The sequence below is a fragment of the Microbacterium sp. Z11_20 genome, assembly GCF_057197605.1.
Window position 1 is genome coordinate 182,351 of record NZ_JBXVOQ010000004.1, and the last position, 26,920, is coordinate 209,270.

28 protein-coding genes are annotated in these 26,920 nt (G+C 70.8%); 12 read left to right on the forward strand and 16 right to left on the reverse strand.

Annotation, left to right across the window (positions count from 1 at the left end; translation table 11 throughout):
* Positions 1–46 precede the first annotated feature (46 nt).
* The 5 genes from AC2DFQ_RS11285 to AC2DFQ_RS11305 all read right to left on the reverse strand — a co-directional run bounded on the left by AC2DFQ_RS11285 (position 47) and on the right by AC2DFQ_RS11305 (position 5,882).
* A complete protein-coding gene (locus AC2DFQ_RS11285; RefSeq protein WP_484533957.1) occupies positions 47–790 on the reverse strand; it encodes a hypothetical protein in 744 nt (247 codons plus the stop codon).
* A 28-nt stretch (positions 791–818) separates the two neighbouring features.
* Positions 819–4,073 carry an efflux RND transporter permease subunit gene (locus AC2DFQ_RS11290; protein ID WP_484533958.1) on the reverse strand — a complete coding sequence of 1,085 codons (3,255 nt, stop codon included), beginning with the start codon at positions 4,071–4,073 and terminating at the stop codon, positions 819–821.
* A gap of 83 nt (positions 4,074–4,156) precedes the next feature.
* Positions 4,157–4,525: a fluoride efflux transporter FluC gene (locus AC2DFQ_RS11295; protein WP_484510073.1), complete on the reverse strand. Its 369-nt coding sequence runs from the start codon at positions 4,523–4,525 to the stop codon at positions 4,157–4,159.
* Positions 4,522–4,893 carry a fluoride efflux transporter FluC gene (locus AC2DFQ_RS11300; protein ID WP_484533959.1) on the reverse strand — a complete coding sequence of 124 codons (372 nt, stop codon included), beginning with the start codon at positions 4,891–4,893 and terminating at the stop codon, positions 4,522–4,524. The genes AC2DFQ_RS11295 and AC2DFQ_RS11300 overlap by 4 nt, the downstream gene beginning before the upstream one ends.
* A gap of 23 nt (positions 4,894–4,916) precedes the next feature.
* Entirely contained in the window at positions 4,917–5,882 is a 966-nt protein-coding gene (locus tag AC2DFQ_RS11305) for a DNA topoisomerase IB (RefSeq protein WP_484533960.1), read from the reverse strand.
* 317 nt (positions 5,883–6,199) lie between these two features.
* Between AC2DFQ_RS11305 and AC2DFQ_RS11310 the strand changes: the two genes are divergently transcribed.
* The 3 genes from AC2DFQ_RS11310 (at position 6,200) to AC2DFQ_RS11320 (ending at position 8,049) form a co-directional block, all read left to right on the forward strand.
* Positions 6,200–6,364: a hypothetical protein gene (locus tag AC2DFQ_RS11310; RefSeq protein WP_484510070.1), complete on the forward strand. Its 165-nt coding sequence runs from the start codon at positions 6,200–6,202 to the stop codon at positions 6,362–6,364.
* A gap of 225 nt (positions 6,365–6,589) precedes the next feature.
* Positions 6,590–7,441 carry a DUF4097 family beta strand repeat-containing protein gene (locus AC2DFQ_RS11315; RefSeq protein WP_484533961.1) on the forward strand — a complete coding sequence of 284 codons (852 nt, stop codon included), beginning with the start codon at positions 6,590–6,592 and terminating at the stop codon, positions 7,439–7,441.
* Entirely contained in the window at positions 7,441–8,049 is a 609-nt protein-coding gene (locus AC2DFQ_RS11320) for a PadR family transcriptional regulator (protein WP_484533962.1), read from the forward strand. The genes AC2DFQ_RS11315 and AC2DFQ_RS11320 overlap by 1 nt, the downstream gene beginning before the upstream one ends.
* A gap of 2 nt (positions 8,050–8,051) precedes the next feature.
* On the opposite strand, the gene AC2DFQ_RS11325 is transcribed toward AC2DFQ_RS11320, so the two are convergent.
* Positions 8,052–8,597 carry a universal stress protein gene (locus tag AC2DFQ_RS11325; protein WP_484510067.1) on the reverse strand — a complete coding sequence of 182 codons (546 nt, stop codon included), beginning with the start codon at positions 8,595–8,597 and terminating at the stop codon, positions 8,052–8,054.
* Positions 8,598–8,746: 149 nt separating this feature from the next.
* Between AC2DFQ_RS11325 and AC2DFQ_RS11330 the strand changes: the two genes are divergently transcribed.
* Positions 8,747–8,944 carry a DUF3073 domain-containing protein gene (locus AC2DFQ_RS11330; RefSeq protein ID WP_484510066.1) on the forward strand — a complete coding sequence of 66 codons (198 nt, stop codon included), beginning with the start codon at positions 8,747–8,749 and terminating at the stop codon, positions 8,942–8,944.
* 60 nt (positions 8,945–9,004) lie between these two features.
* Here the strand turns inward: AC2DFQ_RS11330 and phoA are convergent, their stop codons facing one another.
* The 3 genes from phoA to purM form a co-directional block, all read right to left on the reverse strand.
* The gene (gene phoA / locus AC2DFQ_RS11335) at positions 9,005–10,879 is read right to left on the reverse strand and encodes an alkaline phosphatase (RefSeq protein ID WP_484533963.1); all 1,875 of its coding nucleotides are present in this window, start codon (positions 10,877–10,879) and stop codon (positions 9,005–9,007) included.
* Between the two features lie 117 nt (positions 10,880–10,996).
* The gene (locus tag AC2DFQ_RS11340; protein WP_484533964.1) at positions 10,997–12,559 is read right to left on the reverse strand and encodes an amidophosphoribosyltransferase; all 1,563 of its coding nucleotides are present in this window, start codon (positions 12,557–12,559) and stop codon (positions 10,997–10,999) included.
* Between the two features lie 6 nt (positions 12,560–12,565).
* Complete coding sequence (gene purM / locus AC2DFQ_RS11345) at positions 12,566–13,711, reverse strand: phosphoribosylformylglycinamidine cyclo-ligase (RefSeq protein ID WP_484510063.1); 1,146 nt, start codon at positions 13,709–13,711, stop codon at positions 12,566–12,568.
* A 166-nt stretch (positions 13,712–13,877) separates the two neighbouring features.
* On the opposite strand from purM, the gene AC2DFQ_RS11350 reads away from it, so the two are divergent.
* Complete coding sequence (locus AC2DFQ_RS11350) at positions 13,878–14,489, forward strand: zinc-binding alcohol dehydrogenase (RefSeq protein WP_484510062.1); 612 nt, start codon at positions 13,878–13,880, stop codon at positions 14,487–14,489.
* 8 nt (positions 14,490–14,497) lie between these two features.
* Here the strand turns inward: AC2DFQ_RS11350 and AC2DFQ_RS11355 are convergent, their stop codons facing one another.
* Positions 14,498–14,833 (reverse strand): potassium transporter Trk, encoded by a 336-nt coding sequence (locus AC2DFQ_RS11355; RefSeq protein ID WP_484533965.1) that lies wholly within the window; start codon positions 14,831–14,833, stop codon positions 14,498–14,500.
* Positions 14,834–14,895: 62 nt separating this feature from the next.
* Positions 14,896–15,264 carry a sterol carrier family protein gene (locus tag AC2DFQ_RS11360; protein WP_484510060.1) on the reverse strand — a complete coding sequence of 123 codons (369 nt, stop codon included), beginning with the start codon at positions 15,262–15,264 and terminating at the stop codon, positions 14,896–14,898.
* Positions 15,265–15,313: 49 nt separating this feature from the next.
* On the opposite strand from AC2DFQ_RS11360, the gene purD reads away from it, so the two are divergent.
* Entirely contained in the window at positions 15,314–16,585 is a 1,272-nt protein-coding gene (gene purD, locus AC2DFQ_RS11365) for a phosphoribosylamine--glycine ligase (RefSeq protein WP_484533966.1), read from the forward strand.
* A gap of 10 nt (positions 16,586–16,595) precedes the next feature.
* On the opposite strand, the gene AC2DFQ_RS11370 is transcribed toward purD, so the two are convergent.
* A complete protein-coding gene (locus AC2DFQ_RS11370; RefSeq protein ID WP_484533967.1) occupies positions 16,596–16,775 on the reverse strand; it encodes a hypothetical protein in 180 nt (59 codons plus the stop codon).
* Between the two features lies 1 nt (position 16,776).
* Here AC2DFQ_RS11370 and AC2DFQ_RS11375 point away from each other — a divergent pair, with 1 nt between their 5' ends.
* Complete coding sequence (locus tag AC2DFQ_RS11375) at positions 16,777–17,712, forward strand: phosphoribosylaminoimidazolesuccinocarboxamide synthase (protein WP_484533968.1); 936 nt, start codon at positions 16,777–16,779, stop codon at positions 17,710–17,712.
* Between the two features lie 169 nt (positions 17,713–17,881).
* Positions 17,882–19,234 (forward strand): uracil-xanthine permease family protein, encoded by a 1,353-nt coding sequence (locus tag AC2DFQ_RS11380; protein WP_484533969.1) that lies wholly within the window; start codon positions 17,882–17,884, stop codon positions 19,232–19,234.
* Positions 19,235–19,555: 321 nt separating this feature from the next.
* On the opposite strand, the gene AC2DFQ_RS11385 is transcribed toward AC2DFQ_RS11380, so the two are convergent.
* Both AC2DFQ_RS11385 and AC2DFQ_RS11390 read right to left on the reverse strand, forming a co-directional pair.
* Positions 19,556–20,569: a LacI family DNA-binding transcriptional regulator gene (locus AC2DFQ_RS11385; RefSeq protein ID WP_484533970.1), complete on the reverse strand. Its 1,014-nt coding sequence runs from the start codon at positions 20,567–20,569 to the stop codon at positions 19,556–19,558.
* Between the two features lie 24 nt (positions 20,570–20,593).
* The gene (locus tag AC2DFQ_RS11390; protein ID WP_484533971.1) at positions 20,594–22,072 is read right to left on the reverse strand and encodes a GH1 family beta-glucosidase; all 1,479 of its coding nucleotides are present in this window, start codon (positions 22,070–22,072) and stop codon (positions 20,594–20,596) included.
* 142 nt (positions 22,073–22,214) lie between these two features.
* Between AC2DFQ_RS11390 and purS the strand changes: the two genes are divergently transcribed.
* The 3 genes from purS (at position 22,215) to AC2DFQ_RS11405 (ending at position 24,163) form a co-directional block, all read left to right on the forward strand.
* Positions 22,215–22,463: a phosphoribosylformylglycinamidine synthase subunit PurS gene (gene purS / locus AC2DFQ_RS11395; protein ID WP_484510054.1), complete on the forward strand. Its 249-nt coding sequence runs from the start codon at positions 22,215–22,217 to the stop codon at positions 22,461–22,463.
* Positions 22,460–23,167 (forward strand): phosphoribosylformylglycinamidine synthase subunit PurQ, encoded by a 708-nt coding sequence (purQ, locus tag AC2DFQ_RS11400; protein ID WP_484533972.1) that lies wholly within the window; start codon positions 22,460–22,462, stop codon positions 23,165–23,167. The genes purS and purQ overlap by 4 nt, the downstream gene beginning before the upstream one ends.
* A gap of 66 nt (positions 23,168–23,233) precedes the next feature.
* The gene (locus AC2DFQ_RS11405) at positions 23,234–24,163 is read left to right on the forward strand and encodes a 2-hydroxyacid dehydrogenase (RefSeq protein WP_484533973.1); all 930 of its coding nucleotides are present in this window, start codon (positions 23,234–23,236) and stop codon (positions 24,161–24,163) included.
* Between the two features lie 98 nt (positions 24,164–24,261).
* Here AC2DFQ_RS11405 and AC2DFQ_RS11410 read toward each other — a convergent pair whose 3' ends face one another.
* Both AC2DFQ_RS11410 and AC2DFQ_RS11415 read right to left on the reverse strand, forming a co-directional pair.
* On the reverse strand, positions 24,262–25,014 hold the full coding sequence (locus tag AC2DFQ_RS11410; protein WP_484533974.1) for a lytic murein transglycosylase: 753 nt from the start codon (positions 25,012–25,014) through the stop codon (positions 24,262–24,264).
* A gap of 71 nt (positions 25,015–25,085) precedes the next feature.
* Entirely contained in the window at positions 25,086–25,658 is a 573-nt protein-coding gene (locus tag AC2DFQ_RS11415; protein ID WP_484533975.1) for a nucleotidyltransferase family protein, read from the reverse strand.
* 70 nt (positions 25,659–25,728) lie between these two features.
* Between AC2DFQ_RS11415 and AC2DFQ_RS11420 the strand changes: the two genes are divergently transcribed.
* Positions 25,729–26,766, forward strand: coding sequence for an XdhC family protein (locus AC2DFQ_RS11420; protein ID WP_484533976.1), 1,038 nt, complete (start codon positions 25,729–25,731; stop codon positions 26,764–26,766).
* Positions 26,767–26,920: the final 154 nt, after the last annotated feature.

Consider the following 26,920-nt stretch of genomic DNA (forward strand, 5'->3'; position numbering starts at 1 on the left):
CCTGTGCATGCCTTCGGCGGGATACCATGACCGAGACGGCATGCCGTCACGCTGGGGGAGTTGATGTGGGCCATCCGGCGTTCGCAAGCCGACGAGCGGCGGGGGCCAAGGGAGCTCGACGGTACGTGGACGCCCTGTCCGTGCTGGGTGGAGAGACCCGAGAATGAGTGTCGTCATACCGGTCACCCGAACGGTGTTCATCGTGTCGCCCCGTGCCGTCCTGGCGCGGGCCACTACGATGCAACTCGCGTTGGGGGTCCTGGTCGTGCTCGTCGGCGGCATCCTTCTGTCCGTCCTGACGACCACCGATCCGCTCTGGTGGCACCTGCACTTCAGCAGGCTCGGCACCTTCCACGACACCTCCGGGGTTCTCTTCAACGGCACACTCGTCGCCGCCGGCTCGCTGGTCGCCATCTTCGCCAGCCGCGTGGGGCGCGACCTCGCCCGCCTCGGCCGGCTGGCCGGTCGCCGCGGGTCGGGCTTGGCCGCCCAGACCTTCCTCACCACGATCGGCGTGAATCTCGCCCTCGTCGGCTGCGTACCCCTCAACGTCAACCAGACCGTGCACGATCATGTCGCCGCGGCCATGGTGCTCGGCTTCGCCGCTCTCCTGCTGACGTCCCCGCTGCTTCTTCACCGGATGCCGCGACGCCTTCACCTGACGACGGCGGTCACCTTCGCGTTCCTGTTCGCGTCGGCGTGGCAGTTCGTCGGCGGCAGCATCAACCTCGCACTGTTCGAGGTCCTCGCCTTCAGCGCGATGTTCGCCTGGTCGGGGATGTTCACGCACAGCATCGCCGTGCGCTCCAAACCCGCTCTCAGCGTTCCGGCTGCGCCGGCCGATCGCGTCGCAGCGCACGCCGTGTCGCCGAATCCGACGCAGCCGGCGCGCTCGCACCTGGCTCCTCGTCGGCGGGTGCGTTCGCGCCAGTTCGCGACGACTCCCGGCGTTCGCGCCGCCGCCGCGCCCGGTCTGCCCGGCGCTCGGTATCGGCAACCAGCCGCTCGGGGCGCCTCTCCCGCCAGCCCTCGACCAGGTTATACAGCGTCGGGAGCACGAGCAGCGTCAGGACGGTCGACGATATCAGTCCGCCGATCACCACGATCGCGAGTGGCTGAGAAATAAACCCGCCGTGCCCGGTGATGCCCAGCGCCATCGGGGTCAGCGCGAAGATCGTCGCCAAGGCGGTCATCAGGATCGGACGCAGTCGCCGTGATCCGCCGGCGACGGTGGCGTCGTGGGCGCTCAGCCCGCTGACCCGGTACTGATTGACCAGATCGACGAGGACGATCGCGTTCGTCACGACGATGCCGATCAGCATCAGTACGCCGATCAGCGACGCGACGCCCAGCGGCACACCGGTGGCGATCTGCAGCAGGATCGCGCCGGTGGCAGCGAACGGCACCGAAACGAGCAGGAGCAGCGGCTGGCGCAGCGACTTGAACGTCGCGACCATCACGATGTAGACGATGAGGATCGCGGCCAGCATCGCGAGGCCGAGCTGCGTGAACGCGTCCGTCTGATCGGCGAGGACCCCGCCGATCTCGGCGTCGGCCCCGCTCGGGAGCTCGGCGTCCTCCAGCGCAGCGGTGACCGAGGCCGACGCCGCCGTCAGGTCGTCGGTGGACGGGGTCACCGTCACCGTCGCCGTGCGCAGACCGCGCTCGGTCGTGATCGAGGTGGGTCCTTCGCTCTCCTCGACGGTGGCGATGGCGTCCAGCCGCACCGGGCCCGCGGCAGAGGGCACCTCGAGGGCGCGCAGCTCGTCGAGGGTCGCCGGCGGCTGGGATGCGGCGAGGTACACCGTCAGCGACGTCCCGTCGATCTCCACCGTGCCGATCTGGCGCGGCTGCATGGTGCTCGACACCAGGCCGCCGACCGCCACCTCCGACAGGCCCCGCTCTGCCGCCGCATCCCGGTCGACCGTCACGGCGATGTACGGCAGCGACGCGGCAAGGTTGCTCGTGACCTGACCGATGCCGTCGCGGCCCTCGAGTTCGGCGACGAGGGCGTCGGCGGCCTCCTGCAGGGTCGCGCCGTCGGGGGCCGCGACGTCGATCGCGATGTCGGACGAGCCCAACCCGCCACCCGCGGCGGCCACGGTCACGGTACCGACGTCCTCGAGGTCGGCGACGGCCTCCTGCACGCTCTCACGGACGACGATCTGGTCGGCATCGGGGTCGGTGGTGACCGAGTACGTCACGCCGCTCCCGCCGCCGGAGAACGCATCGCGCAGCGCCGAGCCGCTGGAGCCGATCGACACCTGCACCGTCTCGATGCCGTCGACCTCGGCCAGGGCCTCCTCGACACGCTGGGCGGCGGCATCCTCGGCTTCCAGGCTCGCCGCGGGGCCGATCTCCTGCGTGACGGTGAAGGTGTTCTGACCGGAGTCACCGAGGAAGTTCGTCTTCATGAAGGGCGCCGCCGCCGCGGTGCCTGCCAGAACCAGCACCGCCAGCCCGAGCGTGGCCCACGAGTGCCGCAGGGTCCAGTTCAGCACCGGCAGGTACGCCTTCTGCAGGCGGCTGGGCGGAGCTTCCGGCGCCTCGGGGTCGACCGGGTTGCCCTCGGCGTCGTGCAGTTGCTTCCCCGGCCGGAGGAACCAGTAGGCCAGCACCGGCACGATGGTCAGCGCGACGAACAGCGACGCCGCCATGGCGATCGTCACAGTGAGCGCGAAGGGGCGGAACAGCTCACCGGTGACGTCGCCGACGAAGGCGATGGGGAGGAACACCGCGACCGTCGTGATGGTGGACGCCGTGATCGCCGCGGCCACCTCGCGGACCGCGCGGAGAATCGACCCGAGCTTGTCGGCATCGCCCACGTAGTGGCGCTTGATGTTCTCGATGACGACGATCGAGTCGTCCACGACGCGGCCGATCGCGATCGTGAGGGCGCCCAGGGTGAGGATGTTCAGCGAGTAACCGAACGCCTGGATGCCGACGAACGTGATCAGGACGCTCGTGGGGATCGAGATGGCCGTCACGAGCGTCGAGCGCACCGACAGCAGGAACAGCAGGATCACCAGTACGGCGAAGGCGAGACCGAGCAGGCCCTCCTGCGCGAGGGCCTCGATGGACTGCTGGATGTACGGAGCCTGGTCGAAGACGACCGTGAAGGACGCGCCCTCCAGCGATGCTTCGAGATCGGGAAGGGCCGCCAGGACGCCGCGGGAGACGTCCACCGTGTTGGCGGCGGGGAGCTTCGTCACGGCGATGGTCAGCGCGGGCTCACCGTCGACGCGCGAGATGCTGGAGACCGGGTCGGAGTCCTCGACCACGGTGGCGACGTCGCCGATCGTGGTGAGACCTTCCCGGAACTGGGCGGCATCGGAGGGGACGAGCGGGAGCGCGGCCACGTCCTCGACGGAGGTGAGCTTGGCGCCGGTCTGGACGGTGAGACTCTCCCCACCCTCCGTGATGTCACCGCCGGGGAAGAGCACCCCGTTCTGGTCGAGGGCGTCGGTGATGGCCTCCTGCGAGAACCCCCGGTCCGCGAGCCGCGCGGGATCGGGGGTGATCGTGACACGCTGGCCGAGCCCGCCCACGATCTGCGCTGCGTTGACCCCGTCGACGTCTTCGAGGTCGGGGATCACCGTCGATTCCAGCGTGGCTTGCGCATTTTCCGCATCATCGAAGCCGGTGACGGCGATCTGGATGACCGGGAAGTCATCGATGCTCGCGGAGATCACGTTCGGCTCGACCGACTCCGGCAGTTGGCTGCTGACGCGATTGATCGCCTGGGTGATCTTCTGCTCGGCGGTCGCGAGGTCGGTGCCGTACGTGAACGACGCGGAGATGATCGAGGCGTTCGTGGTGCTGGTGGCGCTGGTGGCCTCGAGCCCGGGTACACCCTGGATGGCCGTCTCGATCGGGGTCGAGACGTCGTTCTCGACGACTTCGGGCGAGGCGCCGGGGTAGGTCGTGACGACCGCGAGCTGGGGGAACTCGATCGAGGGGATGAGCTCCTGCTTCAGGTTCACCAGCGCGAGTCCGCCGAACACCGCCGCCACGATCGTGATGAGCGCGATGAGCGCCCGGTTCTTCAGGCTCAGGACGGCGAGATTCGACACAGGGGCCCTTCGGGCGGATCGTCGGGGACCCGATACCCACGTGTATCGGGGCCTCAGTATCCCATGCCCGACCCTGTGTTTCCTCAGACGAGGAGCGCCACCGACCCCGCCCCGAGGAGCGCACAGGCCACGGATCCCGCGAAGGTTCCCACGGCGTACCCGACGGCGGCGCGGGGACGCCGTTGCTCCGCCATCGACACCGTCGAGAGGGCTACCGCACTGAAGGTGGTGTAGCCGCCGAGCAGGCCTGTGCCGAGCACCCACGACCCCGTCGCATCCGCGGCGCCGGCCGACAGCACGCCCATCGCGAAGGCGCCGGTCAGGTTGACGACGAGGATGCCCCAGGGCGCGCGCGACCCCACCGCCCGCTGAAAGACGAGATCGACCAGGTAACGCAGGCCCGCACCGACCCCTCCCGCCACGGCGACCCCGGCGAACAGGAGCGGGGTCATGCCGCCGCACCTCGTCGCCGCGCGAGGACGAGGCCGGCCCACGCCGCCGCGGTGCCGGCCACCACCGTGCCGATGCCCCACGCGACCTGCGAGGGATCGGCCGACTCGACGGCGAGCGCGCTGTACGTCGTGAAGCCGCCGAGGAGGCCGGTGCCGAAGAACTGGTGCGCCGCGCGGCGACGCGGTGACGGGCCGCCGCGGGAGAGAAGGCCGACGACGACCCCGAGGGACAAAGCCCCGAGCACGTTCACGATCGGCACGAGCGCGGGGCCGAGGCGCTCCCCCGCGGCGAGCACGAGGCCGGCCCGCGCCGCCGTTCCGAGCGCCCCGCCGAGGACGACGAGAGCGAGGTGGGCCCACGAGAACACACCGACACCCGAGACCGCCGGCGTCACTGGCCGAGGACGAGGCGGCGGATGGCCGCGTCCCGCGACCCGTCCAGGTCCATGAGCTGCCCGCGACGATACAGCGTGAACACGCGCGGATCGATGTAGCTGCTGCGAGCCACCGAGGGCGTGTTCCCGAGCTTCTCGGCCGTGGCGCGCACGGCCAGCAGTTCGGCGCGCTTGAGGTCGGTCTTGGTGTCGACGGTGCCGATGCGGGCGAGCGCGTCGGCGGCGAGAATGGTTCCGCGCAGCGTCCGGAAGTCCTTCGCCGTGAATGACCCGCCGGTGAGGGCGCGGACGTAGGCGTTGACGTCGCCGGGTGTCAGGGGCACATGGCGGCGTCCGCGCCGATAGGCCAGCAGGGGTGCGCGCGGCCGACCGGCGGCAAGCTCCGAGATGGCCGCGGCGAGATCCTCATCGTCGAGTTCGAGAAGCGCCCGCTTCCCGCTCTTGGCGGGGAACGACAGCGTCACGTGAATGCCGTCGACCACCGCATCGCGGCGCTGCAGCGTGGTCAGGCCGCGGCTGCCATTGCTCGCGAAATATCGCGCCGATCCCACGCGGGGGGCGACCTGATCGAGGAGCCGGAACGCGACCGCCAGGACGCGCTCGCGGTCCAGCTCTTCCCTGCGCAGCGACTGGGTGACCCGTCGCCGCGCGCGCGGAAGCGCCTCGGCCAGCGCGAGTGCGCGGGCGTATTTGCCCTTGTCGCGGCGCTTGGACCACTCCGCGTGATAGAGGTACTGCTTGCGTCCCGCCTCATCCACACCCACCGCCTGGATGTGTCCGCGCGGTTCGCGCGAGATCCATACCTCCCGCCACGCCGGCGGGATGACCAGGGCGTGCGCGCGCTCGGCGTCATCGACGGGGGCAGAACCGCCGGTGTGATCGACGTACCGGAACCCGCGGCCGGCGCGGAGGCGGCGATACCCGGGGTCCTCGTAAGGTCGCACCCGGACCAGTCGCGCCACCGTCAGTGCTTGCGGAGCATCGAGATGAGCTCCGACATCTTCTTGCCGAAGCGGTCTTTCCGATTCGATCCACGTCCACCGGGCATGAGGACTCCTCTCTGGATGATCCGACGGTACGAGACCCGCACGGGGTCGTGACGGGGCTTGACACGGGGACCCCTCTGTCCTCGCGCGGACGCGCTGGTACCATTGGTTGTCGAGGGGGTCAAGCCCCTCCGTCCCCGCACCTGGATAGGGAATAGTTGGGCTGCGCCGTCTGCGGTGCCCGGCGCCCTGCCTCAGCGGGACGCCGGCTCAAACAAGGAGTAGACCTCGACATGAACATCGCCCTCATCGTCATCATCGTCATCGCCATCATCCTGGCAATCGTGGGCGGGCTGAACGCCGCTCTGAACTGGCTGCTGTGGGTGGCGCTGATCGTCGGCGTGATCGCGCTGATCGCCTTCCTCTTCCGCGTCATCAGCGGCCGTAAGAGCGTATAACCCCGGGATGGGTCGATGCCTCGGTGCATCCACCCATCGCCCCGGCGGTTGCAACGACCGCGAGAACGAATGCCACGCCCTCTCCGGAGGCGTGGCATTCGTCATGTCTGGAGTCCCGCGAGAGATCGCTGCAGGTCGCTGGCGGCCTTGACAGACTCGCGATATATCGTGTTACCCTCCTGACACGCGATATATCGCGACTCCCCCTCACCTCCTGGAGTTCTCATGACCATCGAGAAGTGGCTCGTCCACCCCGGCGAGACCCGCGTCATCGACATCGAGTCCGCGCGCAAGCTGAAGGTCGGCCTCGTCGGCGGGCAGATCGACATCGTCGCGCACGACCAGCCGGGCGTCCGGATCGAAGTGCATTCCGTCACGGTGAAGGACCTGCGCATCGAAGTGACCGATGACGGTCTGGAGATCGACCACCCGCAACTGCGCTGGGACAACTTCCTCGAAGTGTTCCGCAATTTCGGTGCGGGCGGCCCCAAGGCGGAGATCAGCGTGGCCGTCCCGCGCGACATCGCGCTGACCCTCGGTGTGGTCAGTGCCAGCGCCCTGGTCTCGGGCCTGCACAGCGACGCGCGGCTGAACACCGTCTCCGGCGACATCATCGTCGACGGACTCGCCGGCGACCTCAACGTCAACGCCGTCTCGGGCGATGTGCAGATCCGGCAGCTCGAGGGGGCCCTGAGCGCCAACAGCGTCTCCGGTGACATCGCCGCGACCGGCGCCGTGAGCAAGGCGTCCATCGACACCGTCTCGGGAGCGATACTCGTCGACTCCCATGGCCCCGTGCACTCCATCGGACTGAACACCGTCAGCGGCACCACGACCATCCGCCTGGACGACGAGCTTCCGGCCAACTACGCCGTGCGTACCGTCAGCGGGCGCGTGCTCGTGGACGGCGTGACCCGTTCCGGGTCGGGGCCGACCAACTACGCCGGATCCACGGGTGAGCTCAGCGGATCCTTCGTCGACATCCGCACCCACTCCGTGTCGGGGAACGTGACGGTCCTGCGCCGCGGCGCCTCGGGCGTCCGCCAGTCCGACCTGGAAGCCGAGGAGGAGTGGTGATGAGCCCCGTCTTCTCCCACGGCGACCTGCGCCTGTATCTGCTGAGCCTCCTCGACGAGTCGCCCCGGCACGGGTACGACCTCATGCAGGCGCTGTCCGACCGCACCGGCGGCACCTACACCCCCTCCGCGGGCACCGTGTACCCGCGTCTGGCGAAGCTCGAGGAGGAGGGCCTCGTCTCCAAGACCGTGGAAGGTCGGAAGACCGTCTACGAGATCACCGACGCGGGGCGGGCGGAAGTGGCGCGGCGCGCGGGCGACCTCGACGGCATCCAGGAGGGACTCGCCGACAGCGTGCGACTCATCGCCGACGAGGTGCGCGGCAGCGTGCGTGAGGCGATGCGGAGCCTACGCGCCGATCTCGCCGCAGCGGCCGAAGGTGAGCGGGGTAACGCCGCGAAGGCACCGCCCGTCGATGACCCGCGCGTGCTCAGCCGGCAGCAGCTGCACCGCGCGGACGCGATCGTCAACCACTTCCGCGCCCACGTCCGCTCCGAGTTGCGGACGCACGTGGCGCGCGGCGGCGACCTCGGCGATTCCGTCGTCGACTCGCTCGAGACCGCTCTGGACGAGACGTCCCGCACTCTCACCCGGGGGCTCGGCGGCTGACGTCAGCTCCAGACGATCTCCTGATCATCGGGGACCGGATCGCCGAGCGGAATGACGAGTATCGGACGGTGCTGGCGGTGGCTCAGCCGGGCAGCGACCGAACCCGTGAAGAACTCGCGAAGCGACTCGCCGAACCCGCGCTTGCGGGTGCCGACCACGAGGAGCTTCGCGTCGATCCGCTCGGCGAGATGCTTCATCGCCAGGGCGGGATCACCCACGAGCTGGTGCACGGTCCACGGCACGGGGCAGTCCACCAGAGCGGCCTCCGCGGCCACGCGCACCTCGGCGAGCTCGGCATCTCCACCGCCGATATCGATATCGACCGGAGCCGAGTGGACGAAGCCGTCCGGGTCCTCGAAGGTGACGAAACGGGTGACGTCGACGTGTACGATCGCCAGCGGTGCCGACAGCAGTCGTGCGTATCGCGCGGCCTCGATGACGACGCGCGGCGACTGCCCGGGCACCGTTCCCACGATCACTGCACCCTGGGGAGCGTCCGCGGAGGCGGCCGTCTGCTGTTCCGGACTCTCAGATGCTGCATCCGACATGGCTCCGCGACTCCTGTCCGCCTGACGAACGGGGAGGGGCGCCAGACCACCGTGATACCCTGAATGCTACTCTTACCGGTTCGTATCCGGATCCATGAATGCGTCGGGCCCAAGCTTAGCCCGCGATGTCGAACATGAGGGGGTCTCGCATGGGGCGTGGCCGTCAAAAGGCGAAGAACACCAAGATCGCCCGTGAGTTGAAGTACGACACGTACTCCGTGAATTACGCCGCCCTCGAACGCGAGCTCGGCCACCCGCCCACTGAGGACGAGTACGTCGACAAGTGGGCCGACGAGTACGACGGCGACGAGGACGAGACTTCGGCGGTCTCATCGTCGAAGGCGTGACATCCACACGAAACGGCCGGGGGCAGCTCAGATGAACTGCCCCCGGCCGTTTCGCGCTGTTCAGACGGCTCGTCGCCGGCGTAGGAGTGCGTAGGAACCCACGGCGAGGAACGCGGCACCGATCGCACCCAGGAGCCACGGCGCGTCGGCGCCGGTGACCGCCAACGGTCCGCCGCGTCCGCCCCCGGACACCGCTGCCGCGCCCGTGGAGGGCGACGGGGCCGGCGCACCCTGGTCGGGGGCAGCGGTCACCACCACCGACGCCGCGAGTGCGACCTCGGTCTGGGCGCCCGTGATCGTGACGGTGTGCTCCCCGGTCTCCTCCGGCGCGGTCACGGCGAAACTGACGCGCCCGTTCAGGACGTCGCGCTGGCCGAGCTCGGCCGGGTCGGAGGCGAGGACACCGGTGGCCTGCCAGTCGGCGTCGAGACCCTCCACGGTCACCGTGAAGGATCCGCCCGGGGCGACCTCGGCCACATCCGTCGTGATCGTGGCGTCCGCGCTCAGGCTCCGTAGGTCGCGCTCCAGGTTCAGCGCCCGCGCGGCGGTGAAGAACAGATCGGTCTGATCCGTGAGGCCGACGACGTTCGCCGCCCCCGGCCCGTAGCCGGCGATGCGCACCTGCGCCCCGGTGTGCTGCTGCGAGCCGCCCGGCGACGACGTGCCGTAGGCCACGATCATCGGCTCCCCGTCCGCGGTCAGCAGGTGGGTGTTCAGCCCCGGAATCGCCGACCCGACGATCTGGCTGGTGTGGGCGTGGTCGGCGGTGACGACCACGAGGGTGTCCTGACGCTGCTGCGCGAACTCCAGTGCGACCTGCACGGCCTCGTCGAGGTCGACCGTCTCGCCGATCTGACCGCACGCGTTGGCTGCGTGGTCCTGCTTGTCGATACTGGCGCCCTCGACCTGAAGGAAGAAGCCCTCCTCGTTGTCGAGGAGATCGATGGCCTTGTCGGTCAGCGACGCGAGCGACAGCCCGCTGTCCAGCCGCTGGGGGTTGTCCGTGCAGGAAACCGGCGGGGGAAGCGTGCCGCCCGCGGTCAGGTCCACCGCCTGCGGACCGAGCCACCGGACGGGAAAGTTCCCCCCGGAGAACATGCCGAGCAGGGGCGCGTCTGCGTTCGCCTCCGACACGGAGGCCAGCGCAGCGGCGTCATCGACCACCCGGTAACCGCGCTCTGCCGCCTGGTCGAACAGCGTCTTCCCCTCCCACGGCCCCGCCTTGGCGACCTGGCCGAAGCTGGCCGCCCCGCCGCCGAGCGTCACGTCGGGCCGCACGTTCAGCAGCTGCTCGCTGATCGAGCCCAGCCCCCCGTTCTCGAGCGCCTCGTCGGTGCACGTCGCCGTCGTCTGGTCGGGGCCGTAGCAGCCGCGCGCGGAGATGTGGGCGATCTCGGCACCGGGGGTGGCGTCCTGGATCTCCGACGTCGACACGTTGCCGGTCTTGCGTCCGTTCGCCTTCGCGAGCTCCAGCAGTGTGGGCTGGGCGACACTGTCGACGTCGACGCTGAGCCGGCCGTTGACGGTCTTCGTGCCGGTCGACCATGCCGAGGCGGTCGAGGCCGACTCCGAGGCGTAGTTCGGAGCGCCCTCGGGGGTCAGCGCCCAGTGGAGGTACTGACCCGTCAGCGGCAGCGCGTCGATGCCGGCGAAGGTTCCTGCCGCTCCCTCGGCGTAGTTGCGCGCGACGGTGATCTCCGAGTCGCCCATGCCGTCCCCGATGAGGAGGATGACGTTCTTGGCGGGTCCGTCGATCAGGGCGTCGCGAATCGCCTGGGTCTGGTCCTGATCGAGGCGCGCGGCGCCGCCCGGGTCGGTGATGGGGGCGCCGGCCGCGGAAGCGGGGAGAGCGAGCGCTCCGGATGCGAGGAGCACGGTGGCAGCGGACACGGCGATCGCCGCGCGCCTGCGGCCAACAGAGGGGGGATTGGTCATCGAGGGATCCTTCACTGGGATGAGCCGTCGGCCGACGGCGCAGCATCCAGCGAACTCTGCCCGGGCTAACGCCGCGGAAGCAGCAGGTGAAGATCGGACGAATAAGGACCGACCCGGTCAGCTCTGCTGGCTGCCCTCGACCCACTCGAGGTACTCGGCCGACACCGTGCCCGTGACGTAGCGCCCGTCGAAGCAGCTCATGTCGAGGTCGTCGAGATCCGAGCCCTCCAGGATCGCGGCCTTGAGGTCTTCGACCTCCTGGTACACGAGGTAGTCGCATCCGAGCTCTTCGGCGATCTCGGGAACCGTGCGACCGTGAGCGACGAGTTCCTGACGCGAGGGCATGTTGATGCCGTACACGTGCGGGTAGCGCACGGGCGGCGCCGCGGAGGCGAACGTGACGGTCTTGGCCCCCGCATCCCGGGCCATCTGGATGATCTCGCGGCTCGTCGTGCCGCGGACGATCGAGTCGTCGATGAGGAGGACGTTCTTGCCCTTGAACTCGCTCGACATGGCGTTGAGCTTCTGGCGCACGCTCTTCTTGCGCACCGCCTGCCCGGGCATGATGAAGGTCCGCCCGACGTAGCGGTTCTTGTAGAAGCCCTCGCGGTACTCGATGCCGAGTTTGCGGGCGACCTGCATCGCCGCCGGCCGGGACGAGTCGGGGATGGGCATCACGACGTCGATCGTTCCGGGCGGGGTGTACTTCGCGATGGTGTCGGCCAGCCGCTCCCCCATCCGCAGGCGCGCCTCGTACACCGAGATGCCGTTCATGATCGAGTCGGGCCGGGCGAGATACACGTATTCGAACGAGCACGGCTTGAGCACGGGGTTGGGCGCGCACTGCCGCGTGTGCAGCGTTCCGTCGAGGCTGACGAAAACGGCCTCTCCCGGAAGCACGTCGCGTACCACCTCGAAGCCCGCGTTCTCGAGCACGAGCGATTCGGATGCGACGACCCACTCGTATCCGCCGACCACCGTGCCTGCCGAGAGGCTGGCCCCTGAGCTTGTCGAAGGGTCGGTCCCTGTCGAAGGGTCTGAGCCTGTCGAGAGGGCGGTCCCTGAGCCTGTCGAAGGGTCGGCCTTACGCGTCCCGAGGATGAGGGGGCGGATGCCGAACGGGTCGCGGAAGGCGAGCAGTCCGTACCCGGCGATGAGCGCGATGGCCGCGTACGACCCCTCGACCCGCTCGTGCACGCGCGAGACGGCACGGAACACCTGGTCGGGATCGAGGTCGGGTTCGATGATCTCCGACTGCAGCTCGGAGCCGAGGATGTTCACGAGCAGTTCCGTGTCGGAGCTGGTGTTCAGGTGCCGGCGGTCCTTGTGGAACAGCTCATCGGTGAGTTCGCGCGTGTTGGTGAGGTTTCCGTTGTGGACGAGGACGATGCCGTACGGGGCGTTGACGTAGAACGGCTGCGCCTCCTCCTCGCTGGATGCGGTGCCCTTCGTCGCGTAGCGGACGTGACCGAGCCCGATCTCGCCGAGGAGCGACCGCATGTCACGCGTGCGGAAGGCCTCGCGCACCATCCCGCGCTGCTTGTTGATGTGGAACACGCCGTTGGACTCGGCGGTGGCGATACCCGTGGAATCCTGTCCTCGGTGCTGCAGGAGCAGCAGGGCGTTATAGATCTCCTGATTGACCGGGCCGCGCCCGACCATGCCGACGATGCCGCACATGGGGTATTACTTCGCTCCATTCCGGGCTGGTCCGCCGCTGGCGGCCGGCCCGTCACCGTCGGCGTACTCGCCCACCAGGCGCACGGCACCGCCGTCCACGCCCTTCGCGCCCTGCTCGAAATCACCCTCGGGCCGCGCGTCGTCGCGGACCACGCCCACCTGCCAGGTCGCGATGCCGTCGGCGGCGAGCGCAGCGGCGGCCGCATCCGCGGATTCCGGCGAGACGACGGCGAGGAATCCGATGCCCAGGTTCCACGTGGCTTCCGTGTCGGCCAGGGAGAGGTCGCCGAGGTCGGCCAGCACGCGGAAGACGGGGGGCGGCGACCACGTCGAGCGGTCGAGCTCGACCCATGCGCCGCGGGGCAGAACACGCGCGAGGTTGGCGGGGATGCCGCCGCCGGTGACGTGGCTGAGCGCGTGCACCCCGGTGGTGCCGGCGAGGAGGCGCAGAAGAGGGGAGGCGTACAGGCGAGTCGGCTCGAGGAGCACCTCGCCCCAGGTCGCGCCGAAGTCGGCGGCGGGATCGCCGTAGCCGATGCCGCGGCCGGCCACGATGTGGCGCACCAGCGAGAAGCCGTTGGCGTGCAGGCCGCTGGAGGCCAGGGCCAGGACGACGTCGCCCGGGCGGACCCGCTCGGCACTGAGAACCTTGTCGGCCTCGACCACGCCGGTCGCCGCTCCCGCGACGTCGTAGTCGTTCGCGCCGAGGAGGCCGGGGTGCTCGGCGGTCTCCCCGCCCACGAGCGCGGTGCCGGTTTCGGAGCATCCGCGGGCGATCCCCGACACGATCGAGGCGATCCGCTCGGGAACGACTTTGCCGCAGGCGATGTAGTCGGTGAGGAACAGCGGCTTGGCCCCGACGACGACGATGTCGTCCACGACCATGCCCACGAGGTCGAGGCCGATCGTGTCGTGCTTGTCGATCGCCTGCGCGATGGCGACCTTGGTGCCCACGCCGTCGGTGCTCGTTGCCAGGAGCGGCTTCGTGTACGAGCGGAGCACTGTCGCGTCGAAGAGTCCCGCGAAGCCGCCGACGCCGCCGAGGACCTCCGGACCGTGGGTGCGGCGCACCGCCGCCTTCATCAGTTCGACCGCACGGTCACCCGCAGCCGTATCGACGCCGGCAGCGGTGTAGGGGTTGTGGGAGGCCACGGGATCAGCCTACCGGCGCACCCGACGGCATCGGCGCGCTCCCCCCACGAGAAACGACGAAGCGGATGAAACACGACGCGGCGCGTCGTGTTTCGACCGGAACGTGGTTTCTCGCGGCCGCAAGAGGGGAGGAGCGGCGGGGGCCGGGGCTCCTAAGATGGGCGGCATGCGGGACGGCAGCGGTCCGGAGTGGGTGATCCGCGAGGACGCGGGCCAGCCCGTGCTGCTCGCGCTCTTCCTCCGCCAGGCCATCGGCATCCGCTCCCCCGACGAGTTGCCGCAGCTGCGCGGAGCGCCCCCGCGGGTCGCGCCCGACCGGCCCGACGACGTGCAGGCCCTGCTGGAACGGCAGTGGCGCGCGTACTGGGCCATGACCGTCGAGCCGCAGGCTCACCCCTCCCCCGAACCGCTCGACCTCGTGGACGGATTCGACACGCTCCTCGCCCTGCCCGAGTCCGCCGGCGCACTCCGCGACGCGATCCAGCCGCACTCCGGGGCGGCACTGGCCTACGCGCGCGAGGCGCACGACCGCTATCGCGCCGACTCCTCCGCCAAGCCGGGGGTGTCCTATCGCGCCTACGCCAGCGCGATCGCCGAGCACGAGCGGCAGGTGGGCCGCCGCGCGCACTCCTTCGAACTGAACGTGCAGGTGCTTCCGCTTGCTCAGCGCGGTGTCTGGTGGATCGGTTCCCTGACGGTGGCGGTGACCGACGGGCTCCGCGGCGACGTCGCGGCCTTCGATGCGGCCATCCACCCGATCATCGCCGAGTTGGCCTGACGCGGGCCTCAGTCGGGGAGGCGCACCGACTCGTGGTCGACGCGCACGTCGCGCGACCGTCGACCCACGACCCGGTCGAGCACCAGGGCCAGAGCGCCGCCGAGCGCGACCCCGATGGGCACGCAGATGAGCGCGACGAATCCGAACACCTGCGTGGTCGAATACCGGACGCCGGAGTTCATGCTCGCCTGCGTGGTGCCGTCGAAGGTCAGCGTGAGCACCGCTGCGACCAGAACGCCGAGCACCGCCCCGAGGAGGAGGAACACGCCGTACTTGGGCGATCGCCGCACTCGCACCGTCACGACCTCGTCCCGGATGGACGGCGCGTGCTGCGGATCGGACATGCCCCCATTCTCGCACCCGGGGCTGGGCGCCCACTGCGTATCGGGCCGCGGATGACGCGGCGTCAGGGGCGCAGCGGGAGGAGTGCCGACAGATCGGCGCGCGTGCCCGACGCGGCGATGCGCCCCGCGCCCGCCGCATCCCCCCACGACTGCCGGCCGGTAGCCAGCGCGATCCAGGTGGCGGGGTCGGTCTCGACGACGTTGGGGGGCGTCCCGCGGGTGTGCCGGGGACCCTCGATCACCTGGACGGCCCCGAACGGCGGGACGCGCACCTCGACGGTCTGCCCGGGCGCCTTCTCCGCCAGGAGCTGCAGGAGATACCGGACCGCGGTGGCCAGATCGGCGCGCGGGGGCTTGGCCCCGCCCGCGTCGGCGGCGGCCACGGCGGCGAGGGCGGCGCGGCCTTCGGCGGTGTCGATCCTTCGCGGCATGCTCCCACGGTACGCCGGGCGGCCGGACGTGCGTCGGTAGGCTGAGCCCGTGCGAATCCTCGTCCTCGGCTCCGGTGCCCGCGAGCACGCCCTCATCCTCGCCCTCCGCGCCGAGGATGCCCGCCACGCGATCTTCGCCGCCCCCGGTAACGCCGGCATCGCCTCCGAGGCCCACGTCGTGGCGGTCGACCCGGTGGACCCGGTCGCGGTCACCGAGTTCGCCGGCACCGAGCAGATCGATCTCGTCGTGATCGGTCCGGAAGCGCCCCTGGTCGCGGGTGTGGCCGATGCACTGCGGACGCGCGGCATCCCGGTCTTCGGCCCCGGCAAGGCCGCCGCACAGCTGGAGGGGTCCAAGGCGTTCGCCAAACGGGTGATGGATGCCGCGGGGGTTCCGACCGGTCGCGCCATCCGCGCGCAGAGTGCCGCGGAGGTCGCCGCCGCCCTGGACGAACTCGGCACGCCGCACGTCGTGAAGGCCGACGGACTCGCCGCGGGGAAGGGCGTGCTCGTGACCGACGATCGCGCGGCCGCCCTCGCGCACGCGGAGCTCTACCTCCCGGATGCCCCGGTGCTGGTCGAGGAGTTCCTCGCCGGCCCGGAGGTGTCGCTGTTCTTCCTCAGCGACGGCGACACGGTGCTCCCGCTCAGCCCGGCGCAGGACTACAAGCGCCTGCGCGACGGCGACGTCGGCCCGAACACGGGCGGGATGGGCGCGTACTCGCCCCTTCCGTGGCTGTCCGAACGCTTCGGCGGCGAAACGGAGTTCGTCGACCTCGTCACCCGCGAGGTCGCCGAGCCCATCATCCGTCAGCTGGATGCCGAGGGCACGCCGTTCATCGGACTGCTCTATGCGGGCCTCATCCTCACCGACTCGGGCGTGAAGGTCATCGAGTTCAACGCACGCTTCGGCGACCCCGAGACGCAAGTGGTGCTGCCCCGCCTCGTCGACCCCCTCTCCGAGCTCCTGCTGGCCGCCGCATCCGGCGCTCTCGAAGGGCGCGCCCGTCCGGCCTTCGCCGAGGCGACCGCGGTGACCGTCGTCCTGGCGAGCGAGGGCTACCCCGAGGCGCCGGTGACCGGGCGCCCCCTGCGGGGGCTCGACGCGGCCGCCGAGGTCGAGGGGGTGCACCTCGCCCACGCCGCCACGCGCCGGGACGGAAAGCGGTTCATCGCCACCGGCGGCCGCGTGCTCAACGTCGTGGCGCTGGGCTCCACCTTCCGCGAAGCACGCACGCGGGCGTACGACGCGATCGGCCGCATCGGCCTCGAGGGCGGCCAGTACCGCACCGACATCGCCGAGCGGGTCGTCGAACACTGACCCACCCCGGTCACCCAGGGGGCGGTGGATCGCCCGACGGGCCGTGGTCATGCCGCCGACGCGGAGCCGGCAGCACTCCCTCCTCGTTCGGCTTCTCCACCTCGAGGCCGTAGTAGCGCCCGATCCGGTCGCGGAACTGGGCCCGCTCCGCACGGTGCGCGCGGGGGTTGAGGTCGCGGCGGGCGGCCATAATGGGGCGGGTGACCCACACCCTCGAGCTGCCCGGCTGGCGCCACGTCTACTCCGGCAAGGTACGCGACCTGTACGTGCCCGTCGGCACCTCCGAGGGCTCCCGCCCCACCCGCATGCTCGTGGTGGCCAGCGACCGGGTGAGCGCGTTCGACCACGTCCTGTCCCCCGGCATCCCCGGCAAGGGCACGATTCTCACGACCCTCAGCCTGTGGTGGTTCGACCGTCTGGCCGGCGGCGACGGCGGCCGCCGCATCCCCAACCACCTCATTCCCGATCACGTGCTGGTGGGAGACGCGGCTCTGGAGCTGATCCCGGAGGAGGTCACCGGACGGGCAATGGTCGTCGCGGCGCTGGACATGCAGCCGATCGAGTGCGTCGTCCGCGGATACCTCACCGGCTCGGGGTGGGCCGAGTACCGCGAGAGCGGCACCGTGTGCGGCACCCCCCTGCCCGCCGGGCTGAACGACGGCGACCGGCTCCCCGAGCCGCTGTACACGCCGGCCTACAAGGCACCGCTCGGCGAGCACGACGAGAACATCTCGTACGAGCGCAGCGTCGAGCTGGTCGGGGCCGAGACCGCGGCCGAGGTGCGCGACCTGTCACTGGAGATCTACCGTCGGGCCGCGGCGACGGCGGAGAAGCGCGGGCTCATCCTCGCCGACACCAAGTTCGAGTTCGGCCGCAACGCCGCCGGCACGCTCGTCCTGGCGGACGAGGCGCTCACCCCTGACTCCTCCCGGTACTGGGATGCCGCGGCCTGGCGCACGGGCAACACCCCGGACGAGCGGATGGCGAGCTTCGACAAGCAGATCGTCCGCGACTGGCTGGCGGCGAACTGGGATCGGCAGGGCGAGCCGCCGGCCCTCCCCGAGGAGATCGTGGCGCGCACGCAGGCGCGCTACGCCGAGCTCCTCCAGCGCCTCACCGGCGCCTGAGCGCGCCGCCTGCCCGGCGACTGAACGGCTTCGCGCCCGGCGCACGGGTTATGGACGCCGTCAGGCCGTGCACTCGGTGGGAACTCGTGCAGGCGATGGCCGGGGGCGCCGTAACCACGCGGTAACGCGGCGTGTCGCTACAGTGACGGAGGCGATACGAGGAGGACCCATGGCGCTGTGGAAACTGCACGGGAACGGCCGCACCGTTGAACCGGGCGCGGTCGTCCGGCCCGATGAGCGGCTGAACTGGCCCGCGACGATCGCGGTGGGCGTCCAGCACGTCGTCGCCATGTTCGGCGCGACGTTCCTCGTCCCGGTGCTGACCGGCTTCCCCGTGTCCACGACGCTGTTCTTCTCCGGCGTGGGAACGCTGCTGTTCCTCCTCGTCACCCGCAACAAGCTGCCCAGCTATCTCGGTTCGTCCTTCGCGTTCATCGCCCCGGTGACCGCTGCCACCGCATCCGCCGGGATGGGGTCGGCGCTCGCGGGCATCGTGGCCGTCGGCATCCTGCTCACCATCGTCGGACTCGTCGTGCAGTTCGCCGGTCTCGGATGGATCGACAAGCTCATGCCCCCGGTGGTCGCGGGAGCGATCGTGGCGCTGATCGGTTTCAACCTCGCCCCCGTGGCGTGGGGCAGCTACCAGCAGCAGCCGTTGCCTGCCACCATCACGCTGGCCGCGGTCATCCTCTTCAGCGTCCTCTTCCGTGGATTCCTCGGCCGCATCTCGATCGTGCTGGGCGTGCTCGTCGGCTACCTCGCCACGGTGCTCCTGCAGCTCGCGACCGGCGAGCAGCTCATCGACTTCGCGCCGGTGGCGGATGCGGCGTGGATCGGTTTGCCCGAATTCCAGCTCGCCGACTTCGCCTCCCCCGGCACGTGGAGCGTCATCGCGATGTTCCTGCCCGTCGTCCTCGTCCTCATCGCCGAGAACGTCGGACACGTGCGCGGGGTCGCGACGATGACCGACCCGTCGGTCAACCGCTCCACGGGCCGCGCGCTGATCGCCGACGGCGCCGCGACGACGCTCGCCGGCGCCTTCGGCGGATCGGGCACGACCACCTACGGCGAGAACATCGGTGTCATGGCCGCCACTCGCGTGTACTCCACGGCCGCGTACTGGGTCGCCGGCACCGCGGCGATCGTCCTCAGCCTGTCGCCGAAGATCGGCGCGGTGTTCAACACCATCCCGCCGGGGGTCCTCGGCGGCGTTACCACCGCGCTCTACGGCCTGATCGGGATCATCGGCATCAAGATCTGGGTCGACAACCGCGTGGACTTCTCCCGCCCCGTCAACCAGTACACCGCGGCGGTGTCGCTCGTGATCGCGATCGCCGGGTTCACGATGGTGTGGGGCGACTTCGAGCTCGGCGCGATCGTGATCGGCGCCGCAGCCGCGCTCCTCATCTACCACCTCGGCAACCTCGTCGCGCGGCTGCGCAAGACCGGCGCCGACGACGGCGGGCCCATCCCGTCGGTCGGACCCCTGGGCGGCGACCCGCTCGGCGACGGCCCGCGGTAGCCACGGGCCGCTCGCCGTGGTAGCCCCGGCCGCTCGCCGCGGTAGCCCCCGGCCGCTCGCCGCTGTAGGCCCCGGCCGCGCGCCGCAGAACGAGGACTTCTCACGGATAGAGGAGCGATGCGGCGCATCCGGCCCTCGATCCGCGAGATCCCCTCGATTTCCGCGGCGGTTGGCGCGGGAATCGACGCCGAGCGGGCGACTGGGCGGAGTCGGTCGGCTCCGTCCCCTCACCTCCCCCCGACCATGTCTCACTTTCCGCAGAAAACAGACCCAAAAACTGCGGAAAGTGAGACATGAAGGGCGCGAAGCGAAGGGACGCGCCTAGGCGGAGTCGCGGACGACCAGCTCGGTGGGGAGGATCGTCGAGTGCGGGGCACCCCGGCCGGCCAGAAGATCCAGCAGGACGTCGGCCATGCCGGCGCCCTGAGCGCGCGACGGCTGGCGGATCGTCGTCAGGGCAGGGATCACGGATGTGGCGACGGGCGAGTCGTCGAAGCCCATGAGAGCGAGGTCGCCCGGCACGGAGACACCCCGCTCCCGCAGCACGGCCAGCGCGCCGCGCGCCATGAGATCGCTCGCAACGAACAGCGCGTCGATCTCCACACCGGCGTCGAGGATGCGGCGCATCGCCGCCGCGGCGCCCTCCTCGGAGAAGTCGCCGTCCTCGACGGCCACGAGATCGAGCCCTGCCTCCTCGACGGCATCACGGAAGCCCTCGAGCCGGTCGGTGGCGGAGGTCATGGTCGGCGGCCCGGAGATGGTGCCCACCCGCCGATGACCGCGGGAGGCCAGGTACCGCCCGGCTTCACGCCCGCCGGCGACGTTGTCGACGTCGACGAAGTAGTGGGAGTCGCCGATGTGCGGCGGCCGCCCGCCGTACACGACGGGCAGGTCGGCGGCGATGCGATCGACGAAGGTGTCGCTGGTGTGATGAGAGGCGATGATGACGCCGTCCACGCTCCCGCCGCGCAGGTACGTGGTCGCCTTGTCGTGGGGGTCGTTGCTGGCGATGATCAGGTTGAGCACGTACTCCGACCGCGAGATGCGCTCGTGCACGCCCGCCACGACGGCGGCGAAGAACGGGTCGCCGAAGAACCGGTCGGTGTCCTCGGGGATGACGAAGGCGAGGGCGTGCGTCTGCCGGCGGGCGAGCGAGCGCGCGGCCCGGTTGGGCACGTAGTTGAGGTCGGCGATCGCGCGGCGCACCGCTTCCAGCGCCGCGGGCGAGACGGCGGTGGAGCCGTTCACCACGCGCGACACCGTGGACCGGGAGACACCGGCGCGCGCGGCGACCTCTTCGATCGTGACCGTCCCCCGAGCGGTGTTGATGCTCATGCCTCTCCTCGCCGAGCGGGACCGCTACGCGTCGGCGGGTACGTCCAGCGCGCGATCGGCGATGATGCGACTGTAGCGAAGCCCGGAGTCCTTCACCGACCGCTCCTGGCTCTGGTAATCCACGTGCACGATGCCGAACCGCTTCGAGTAGCCCCATGCCCACTCGAAGTTGTCCAGGAGCGACCAGTAGAAGTAGCCGCGCACGTCGGCGCCGGCCTCGATCGCATCCAGGACGGCGCCGAGGTGAACCTCGACGAACGTCGTGCGCTCGGCGTCGTGCACCTGCACGTGACCGTCGACGACCTCGGGCTCGTCGTCATAGGCGGCACCGTTCTCGGTGACGACCAGCGCGATGCCGCGCTCGCCGGTGTACTCGTCGTGCACGCGACGCAGCAGGCGCGTGAGGCCCTCGGGCTGCACCTCCCAGTTCATGTCCGTCCGTGCAAGTCCGCGGTCGTGCCAGAAGATGTTCTCCGACGAGGGGAACGGCGACTGCGTCCGGCGCTCGGTCGGCGCGTCTCCGCCGCCGGGCTCCTGGGCGGGAGCCTCCCCGCCGACGAACTCGCCGTGGTAGTAGTTCACGCCCAGCGTGTCCACGGGCGCGGCGATCGTCTCCAGGTCGCCGGGCAGCACCGCGGCTTCGAGCGCCTCGACGGCCGCCGCATCCACCCGGCGGAAGTCCTCGAGAATGTCTGCGGGGTACGAACCGCGGAACACGGGGTCGAGGAACCAGCGATTGAACTGCCCGTCGATACGACGCGCCGCATCGGCGTCGGCCGGGGCGGCCGGGTCGACGGCGTCGGCGACGGTGAGGTTCAGCGTGATGCCGAGATTGAGGGATGCGTCGCGGGCGCGCAGCTCGCGGATCGTCTGACCGTGGCCCAGCAGCAGGTGGTGCGCGGCCAGCATCCCCTCGCCGGCCGAGTAGTGGCCGGGGGCGTGAACGCCCGCGGTGTAGCTGAGGAAGGAGGAGCACCACGGCTCGTTGAGGGTGGCCCAGTCCTGGACACGATCGCCGAGCGCGTCGTGCATATCGAGGGCGTACTCGGTGAAACGCTCGCTGGTCTCGCGCGCCGTCCAGCCGCCGCGCTCCTGCAGGGCCTGCGGCAGGTCCCAGTGATACAGCGTCAGCCACGGGCGGATGCCGGCGTCCAGCAGTTCGTCGACGAGCCGGCTGTAGAAGTCGACGCCGGCCTGATTGAGTGCTCCGCCGTCCGGGCGCACCCGCGACCATGACGTGGAGAAGCGGTAGGTCTGCAGGCCGAGTTCCTTCATGAGCGCGACATCCTGCGGATACCGGTGGTAGTGGTCGCAGGCGACATCGCCGGTGTCCCCGTGCAGCACGGCGCCCGGAACACGGCAGAACGCGTCCCAGATGGAGGGTCGACGACCGTCTTCGTCTGCGGCTCCCTCGATCTGGAAGGCCGCCGTCGCCGCACCGAAACGGAAGCTCGGCGGGAAGGAGCGTGGAACCCGCCGTTCCACGAAGTCGGTGGTGCTCATGACGCCGGGTCCTCTCATCGGAACAGCGCGACTTGGGATCGCTCCCATACTCTAACGGGCAGGCCCCGCGCGACGTCAGCCCCCAAACGGGCGCGGCCCGTAGGATGGAAGGGCCTGCTTCCCCGCGATTTCTGGAGCTCGAATGCCCACCATCGTCGTCGACGTCATGCCCAAGGCCGAGCTGCTGGATCCCCAGGGCAAAGCCGTGTCGGGGGCGCTCGCGCGTCTCGGCGTGACGGATTTCTCCGCTGTCCGCATCGGCAAGCGCTTCGAGCTGACCGTCGAGGGCGAGGTCGACGAGAATGTCCTCGCCACCGCCCGCCGCATCGCCGATGACATCCTCTCCAACTCCGTGATCGAGGACGTCGTCGGCATCGAGGTCGTCGAATGACCGCGCGCATCGGGGTCATCACCTTCCCCGGGTCGCTGGATGACCGGGACGCGCAGCGCGCGGTCGCCAGAGCCGGCGCGGAACCCGTCGCCCTGTGGCATGGCGACCACGACCTGCGAGGCGTCGACGCCCTCATCCTCCCCGGTGGCTTCAGCTACGGCGACTACCTGCGCGCCGGCGCGATCGCGGCGCGGGCACCGATCATGTCGGAGGTGAAGGATGCGGCGGCCAAGGGCATGCCCGTGCTGGGTATCTGCAACGGGTTCCAGATGCTCGTGGAGGCGCACCTGCTCCCCGGCGGCCTCATCCGCAACGCCCACCAGCAGTTCATCCGTCGCGACCAGCGGCTCCGCGTCGAGAACGCGTCCACGGCATGGACGAGCGACTTCACCGCGGGCGAGGAGATCGTCATCCCGCTCAAGAACGCCGACGGGGGCTACATCGCCGACGCCGAAACGCTCAAGCGGGTCCAGGGCGAGGGGTTGGTCGCGTTCCGCTACCTCGGCGTGAACCCGAACGGCTCGATCGACGACATCGCCGGCCTCACCAACGAGCGCGGCAACGTCGTCGGCCTCATGCCGCATCCCGAGCACGCGGTGGAGGCCGGGTTCGGTCCGGGCACGCCCGCGGCGATGCGCTCGGGGACCGATGGGCTGGGGTTCTTCACGTCGGCGGTCTCCGCCGTGGTGGCCGCCGCGGTCTGATCCACCTGTGACCGCTCCGGTCCTGCCGGGCGGGGCACTGCCGCGGCCGCGCACTACGGTGAGAGGGTGACTCCCGAGAACACGCTCGTCGTCTCCGTGCCCTCCGACCAGCTGGCCGCCGACATCCAGCCTCTGCCCGACGGGGTGGATCTCGTCGTCTGGGATCTGAAGTCGCCCGCACCGCGCGAGCGGTTCGACGTCGTCGTGCCCCCGTACATGGGGCTCGGCCAGCTCTTCGAGAGGCTCCGCGCCGTGGAGGTCGGCCTCGTCCAGAGCCAGTCGATCGGCTACGACGGCGTGGAAGACGTCCTGCCCGAGGGGCTGCGGTTCGCCAACGCCTCCTCGGTGCACGAGACGTCCACCGCCGAGCTCGCCGTGGCTCTCGCGCTGGCAGCGCAGCGGGGCATCCCGGGCTTCGTCCGTGCGCAGGATGAGGGGAAGTGGTCGCCCGTCTTCGCCGAGAGCCTGGCCGACCGGCGCGTGACGCTCCTCGGGTACGGCGGAGTCGGAAAGGCGATCGCGGCGCGCCTGGCCGGCTTCGAGGTGCAGCTGCGCGCGGTGGCCAGCCGCGCACGGGAGGAGGACGGCATCGACGTCGCCGCCCTCGACGATCTCCCCGCGGTTCTCGCCGACACCGAGATCCTGATCGCGTCGCTCCCCGGCGGCGAGGCGACCACGCACCTCCTCGACGACGCCGCGCTGTCGGCGCTGCCGGACGGCGCCCTGATCGTGAACGTGGGCCGCGGTCCGCTCATCGACACCGAGGCGCTCATGGATCACCTCCGGCGGGGGCGCCTTCGCGTGGCCCTCGACGTCACCGATCCGGAGCCGCTTCCCGACGACCACCCGCTGTGGACTCTCCCGGGCGTGCTCATCGCGCCGCACGTCGGTGGAACCAGCAGTGCCATGCGCCCCCGCATCGCACGCCTGATCCGCACGCAGATCGAGCGCCTCAGCGCGGGAGAGCCGCCGCTGAACGTCGTGCTGGGCGGCTGACCCGCGTCATCCGGTTCAAAATTCAGGAGAATCGTCACCCTCGGCGCCTGCCGGGGCACGGGGATCGGCGTGTCTCCTGAATTTTGAACGCTGAGGGATCATCGACCCTCGGCGCGGGCCGCGTATGTGTCGGCCACCGACGCGACATCGTTCACGTAGGCCTCGAGGTTGTTGTAGCTGAAGATCGCGCGGCGCCAGCCGTCGACGGTCGTCATCTCCCCCGCCGCGCACAGGTAGCGCGCAGCGGTGAGGGCCGCGTCGTCGATCTGGTCGGGGTCGGCAGCACCGTCACCATCGGCATCCGCGCCCCAGCGCTCCCACGTGTCGGGGATGAACTGCAGGGGGCCGACAGCCCGGTCCCACTCGGTGTCGTCGTCCCACCGCCCGCCGTCGGTGTCGTCGATGCGGGCGCTGCGGGTTCCATCCAGCGGGATGCCCCGGATCGCGGGCCGCGAGTAACCGTCGTCGCCCAGCGTGGCGCCGTCGTGACTGCCGTGACGGGACTCGATCGAGCCGATTCCCGCGAGCGTGTTCCATCCGATGCCGCACGCCGGCTGCTCCCGGCCGATGAGAAGCGCCGCGGTCGCGTAGGCCTGCAGCGCGCGCGGAGTGATGCCGGTGGCCTCGGCGACGCGGGTCGTCCACGTCGGGTCGGCGCGAAGCGCCGCCTGTGCCGAGTCGGCGACGGGCGCCGCTGCGACCTCGGGCGCGGGGACGGGGGGTTCGCTGCTCGAGATGGTCGCCGATTGCGCGATGAGAGCCACCGTCCCGCCGATGGCCACGGCTACCGCCGCCGCGGCGACCAGCGGGCGCCACCACCGCGCACTCGTGCGCTTCTTGCCTCTGGCCATGTCCGCCCTCCGGCGCGAGACGCTACGTCCGCCGGATGAAGAAATGCCGTGCGTACGCCGACGAGCCCGTGTCAACCCGGCCGATCCTGATCGTCGCCGGACCACAGGTCATCGCACTCCACTGCTGCGGCTCCGTGGCGCGCCAGATAGGCGCCGGCACCGACGTCGCCCGACAGTTCCGCGCGCAGCGATTCCCAGTGCTCGGCGCCCACGAGCACCGGATGCCCGGGGCGACCGCGGTAGGTGGCGCGGATGAGGGCGCCGCGGGGGCTCGGGGCGGCAGCGAGAACCCGCGCCACCGCCGCCGCCGGCAGTCCGGGGGTGTCCACGGGCACGATCATCGCCGCATCCGCACCGGCCGCCGCATCCAGTCCCGCACGAAGCGACCGCGAGAGGCCGCCCGCCCAGTCCCGTGCGATGACAGTACGGACGCCGGCGGGCACCAGGCCGGCCGCCCGCTCGGCTTCGGCCCCGAGGACGACCAGGATCTCGCCGCACCCTCCCCCGCGGAGCGCATCCACGGCGCGGACCACCCACGGCACGCCGTCGTCGCCGCCGACCAGCGCCTTGGGCCGCCCGTACCTCGTTCCCGCGCCCGCGGCCAGGACGATCCCGGCGACGCGGGGCGGCGCGGGGTCGGTCACCGCGCCAGCGTATCCGGCGGGGACTCGGAGCCGTAGCGTCCGCGAAACATCACGGGTCTACCGTGTGGCCATGCTCGAGCTGGCCGATGCCCTGCTGCCGCTGCTGCGCGGCGGGGAGCCGGTGGCGGTCGTCACCGTGACGCGGGTTGCTCGGAGCGCCCCCCGCGGCCCGGGTGCGGCGATGGCGGTCCGCCGCGACGGATCGGTCATCGGATCGATCTCGGGCGGATGCGTCGAGGGCGACGCCGTCCTCCTGGCAACACAGGTGCTGGCGACCGGGCGTGCCGTGACCGCGACCCTCGGCTTCAGTGACGACGCCGCCCACGCTGCCGGCCTCGCGTGCGGCGGCAGCGTGGATGTCGTCGTGCACCGCATCGATCCATCGGATGCGGTGGCCCTCGCCGCGTTGGAAACGCCCCGTGATCGTCCGGCCCGGGTCGGCATCGTCCTCTCCGGCGCCGAGACGGGTCGCCTCATCCGTTCCGATCCCCCGCCGCGGGACGGTGCGCTCCCTGCGGCGACGGGCGGCGGCGACGTCTTCGTCGTGGAGCGCGAGCCGCGGTCGCGCCTCGTCATCGTCGGTGCCGGCGAGCACGCCATGGCGCTGGCCCGTGTCGCATCGGCGGCCGGGTACCTCGTCGGCGTGTGCGACGTGTGGGAGCGGCTCGTGACGCGGGAGCGCTTCCCCACCGCCGACGATCTGGTCGTCGGCTCACCGCACGAACACCTCGGCGACCTCGTGGGGGCGGACCCGTCGGCCGCGGCGGTGTGCGTGCTCAGCCACGATGAGCGGGTCGACGTCCCTACGCTCGCCGAGGCGCTGCGCCGAGGCGTCGGGTTCGTCGGGGCGATGGGCGCGCGCGGGACGGTGGCACATCGAGGCGCCCTCCTCGCGGCGGACGGTGTCGCGGCGGCCGACATCGCCCGCATCCACGCGCCCCTGGGCCTGGATCTGGGCGGCTCATCGCCGGAGGCCACCGCCCTGTCGGTGCTCGCCGAGATCGTCGCCGCACGCCACGGCGGCACGGGGCTGGCTCTCCGCGACCTCGCCGGTCCGCTGCACCGTCGGCTACCCGCCGCGTGCACCGCGCCCCTTCCGGTCGCCTGACTCCCCACCCCGCCTCCGTTCCCGCCCGGCTTCGTGCGCAAAATTCAGGAGACACGCCGCGCGCGGAGGCCGCCGGGGACGGAAACGGCCGGAATCTCCTGAGTTTTGAACGCCGCCGCCCGCCCGACGCCGCCGCCGCCTCCGCCCGCCCGAC

Bases quoted from the DNA above. Each gene is read 5' to 3' on its own strand.
- AC2DFQ_RS11295 (WP_484510073.1), bottom strand. From the start codon at position 4,525: ATGACCCCGCTCCTGTTCGCCGGGGTCGCCGTGGCGGGAGGGGTCGGT.
- AC2DFQ_RS11310 (WP_484510070.1), top strand. From the start codon at position 6,200: ATGAACATCGCCCTCATCGTCATCATCGTCATCGCCATCATCCTGGCA.
- AC2DFQ_RS11315 (WP_484533961.1), top strand. From the start codon at position 6,590: ATGACCATCGAGAAGTGGCTCGTCCACCCCGGCGAGACCCGCGTCATC.
- AC2DFQ_RS11320 (WP_484533962.1), top strand. From the start codon at position 7,441: ATGAGCCCCGTCTTCTCCCACGGCGACCTGCGCCTGTATCTGCTGAGC.
- AC2DFQ_RS11325 (WP_484510067.1), bottom strand. From the start codon at position 8,597: ATGTCGGATGCAGCATCTGAGAGTCCGGAACAGCAGACGGCCGCCTCC.
- AC2DFQ_RS11330 (WP_484510066.1), top strand. From the start codon at position 8,747: ATGGGGCGTGGCCGTCAAAAGGCGAAGAACACCAAGATCGCCCGTGAG.
- phoA (WP_484533963.1), bottom strand. From the start codon at position 10,879: ATGACCAATCCCCCCTCTGTTGGCCGCAGGCGCGCGGCGATCGCCGTG.
- AC2DFQ_RS11340 (WP_484533964.1), bottom strand. From the start codon at position 12,559: ATGTGCGGCATCGTCGGCATGGTCGGGCGCGGCCCGGTCAATCAGGAG.
- AC2DFQ_RS11350 (WP_484510062.1), top strand. From the start codon at position 13,878: ATGCGGGACGGCAGCGGTCCGGAGTGGGTGATCCGCGAGGACGCGGGC.
- AC2DFQ_RS11355 (WP_484533965.1), bottom strand. From the start codon at position 14,833: ATGTCCGATCCGCAGCACGCGCCGTCCATCCGGGACGAGGTCGTGACG.
- AC2DFQ_RS11360 (WP_484510060.1), bottom strand. From the start codon at position 15,264: ATGCCGCGAAGGATCGACACCGCCGAAGGCCGCGCCGCCCTCGCCGCC.
- AC2DFQ_RS11370 (WP_484533967.1), bottom strand. From the start codon at position 16,775: ATGGCCGCCCGCCGCGACCTCAACCCCCGCGCGCACCGTGCGGAGCGG.
- AC2DFQ_RS11375 (WP_484533968.1), top strand. From the start codon at position 16,777: ATGGGGCGGGTGACCCACACCCTCGAGCTGCCCGGCTGGCGCCACGTC.
- AC2DFQ_RS11380 (WP_484533969.1), top strand. From the start codon at position 17,882: ATGGCGCTGTGGAAACTGCACGGGAACGGCCGCACCGTTGAACCGGGC.
- AC2DFQ_RS11385 (WP_484533970.1), bottom strand. From the start codon at position 20,569: ATGAGCATCAACACCGCTCGGGGGACGGTCACGATCGAAGAGGTCGCC.
- AC2DFQ_RS11390 (WP_484533971.1), bottom strand. From the start codon at position 22,072: ATGAGCACCACCGACTTCGTGGAACGGCGGGTTCCACGCTCCTTCCCG.
- purS (WP_484510054.1), top strand. From the start codon at position 22,215: ATGCCCACCATCGTCGTCGACGTCATGCCCAAGGCCGAGCTGCTGGAT.
- purQ (WP_484533972.1), top strand. From the start codon at position 22,460: ATGACCGCGCGCATCGGGGTCATCACCTTCCCCGGGTCGCTGGATGAC.
- AC2DFQ_RS11410 (WP_484533974.1), bottom strand. From the start codon at position 25,014: ATGGCCAGAGGCAAGAAGCGCACGAGTGCGCGGTGGTGGCGCCCGCTG.
- AC2DFQ_RS11420 (WP_484533976.1), top strand. From the start codon at position 25,729: ATGCTCGAGCTGGCCGATGCCCTGCTGCCGCTGCTGCGCGGCGGGGAG.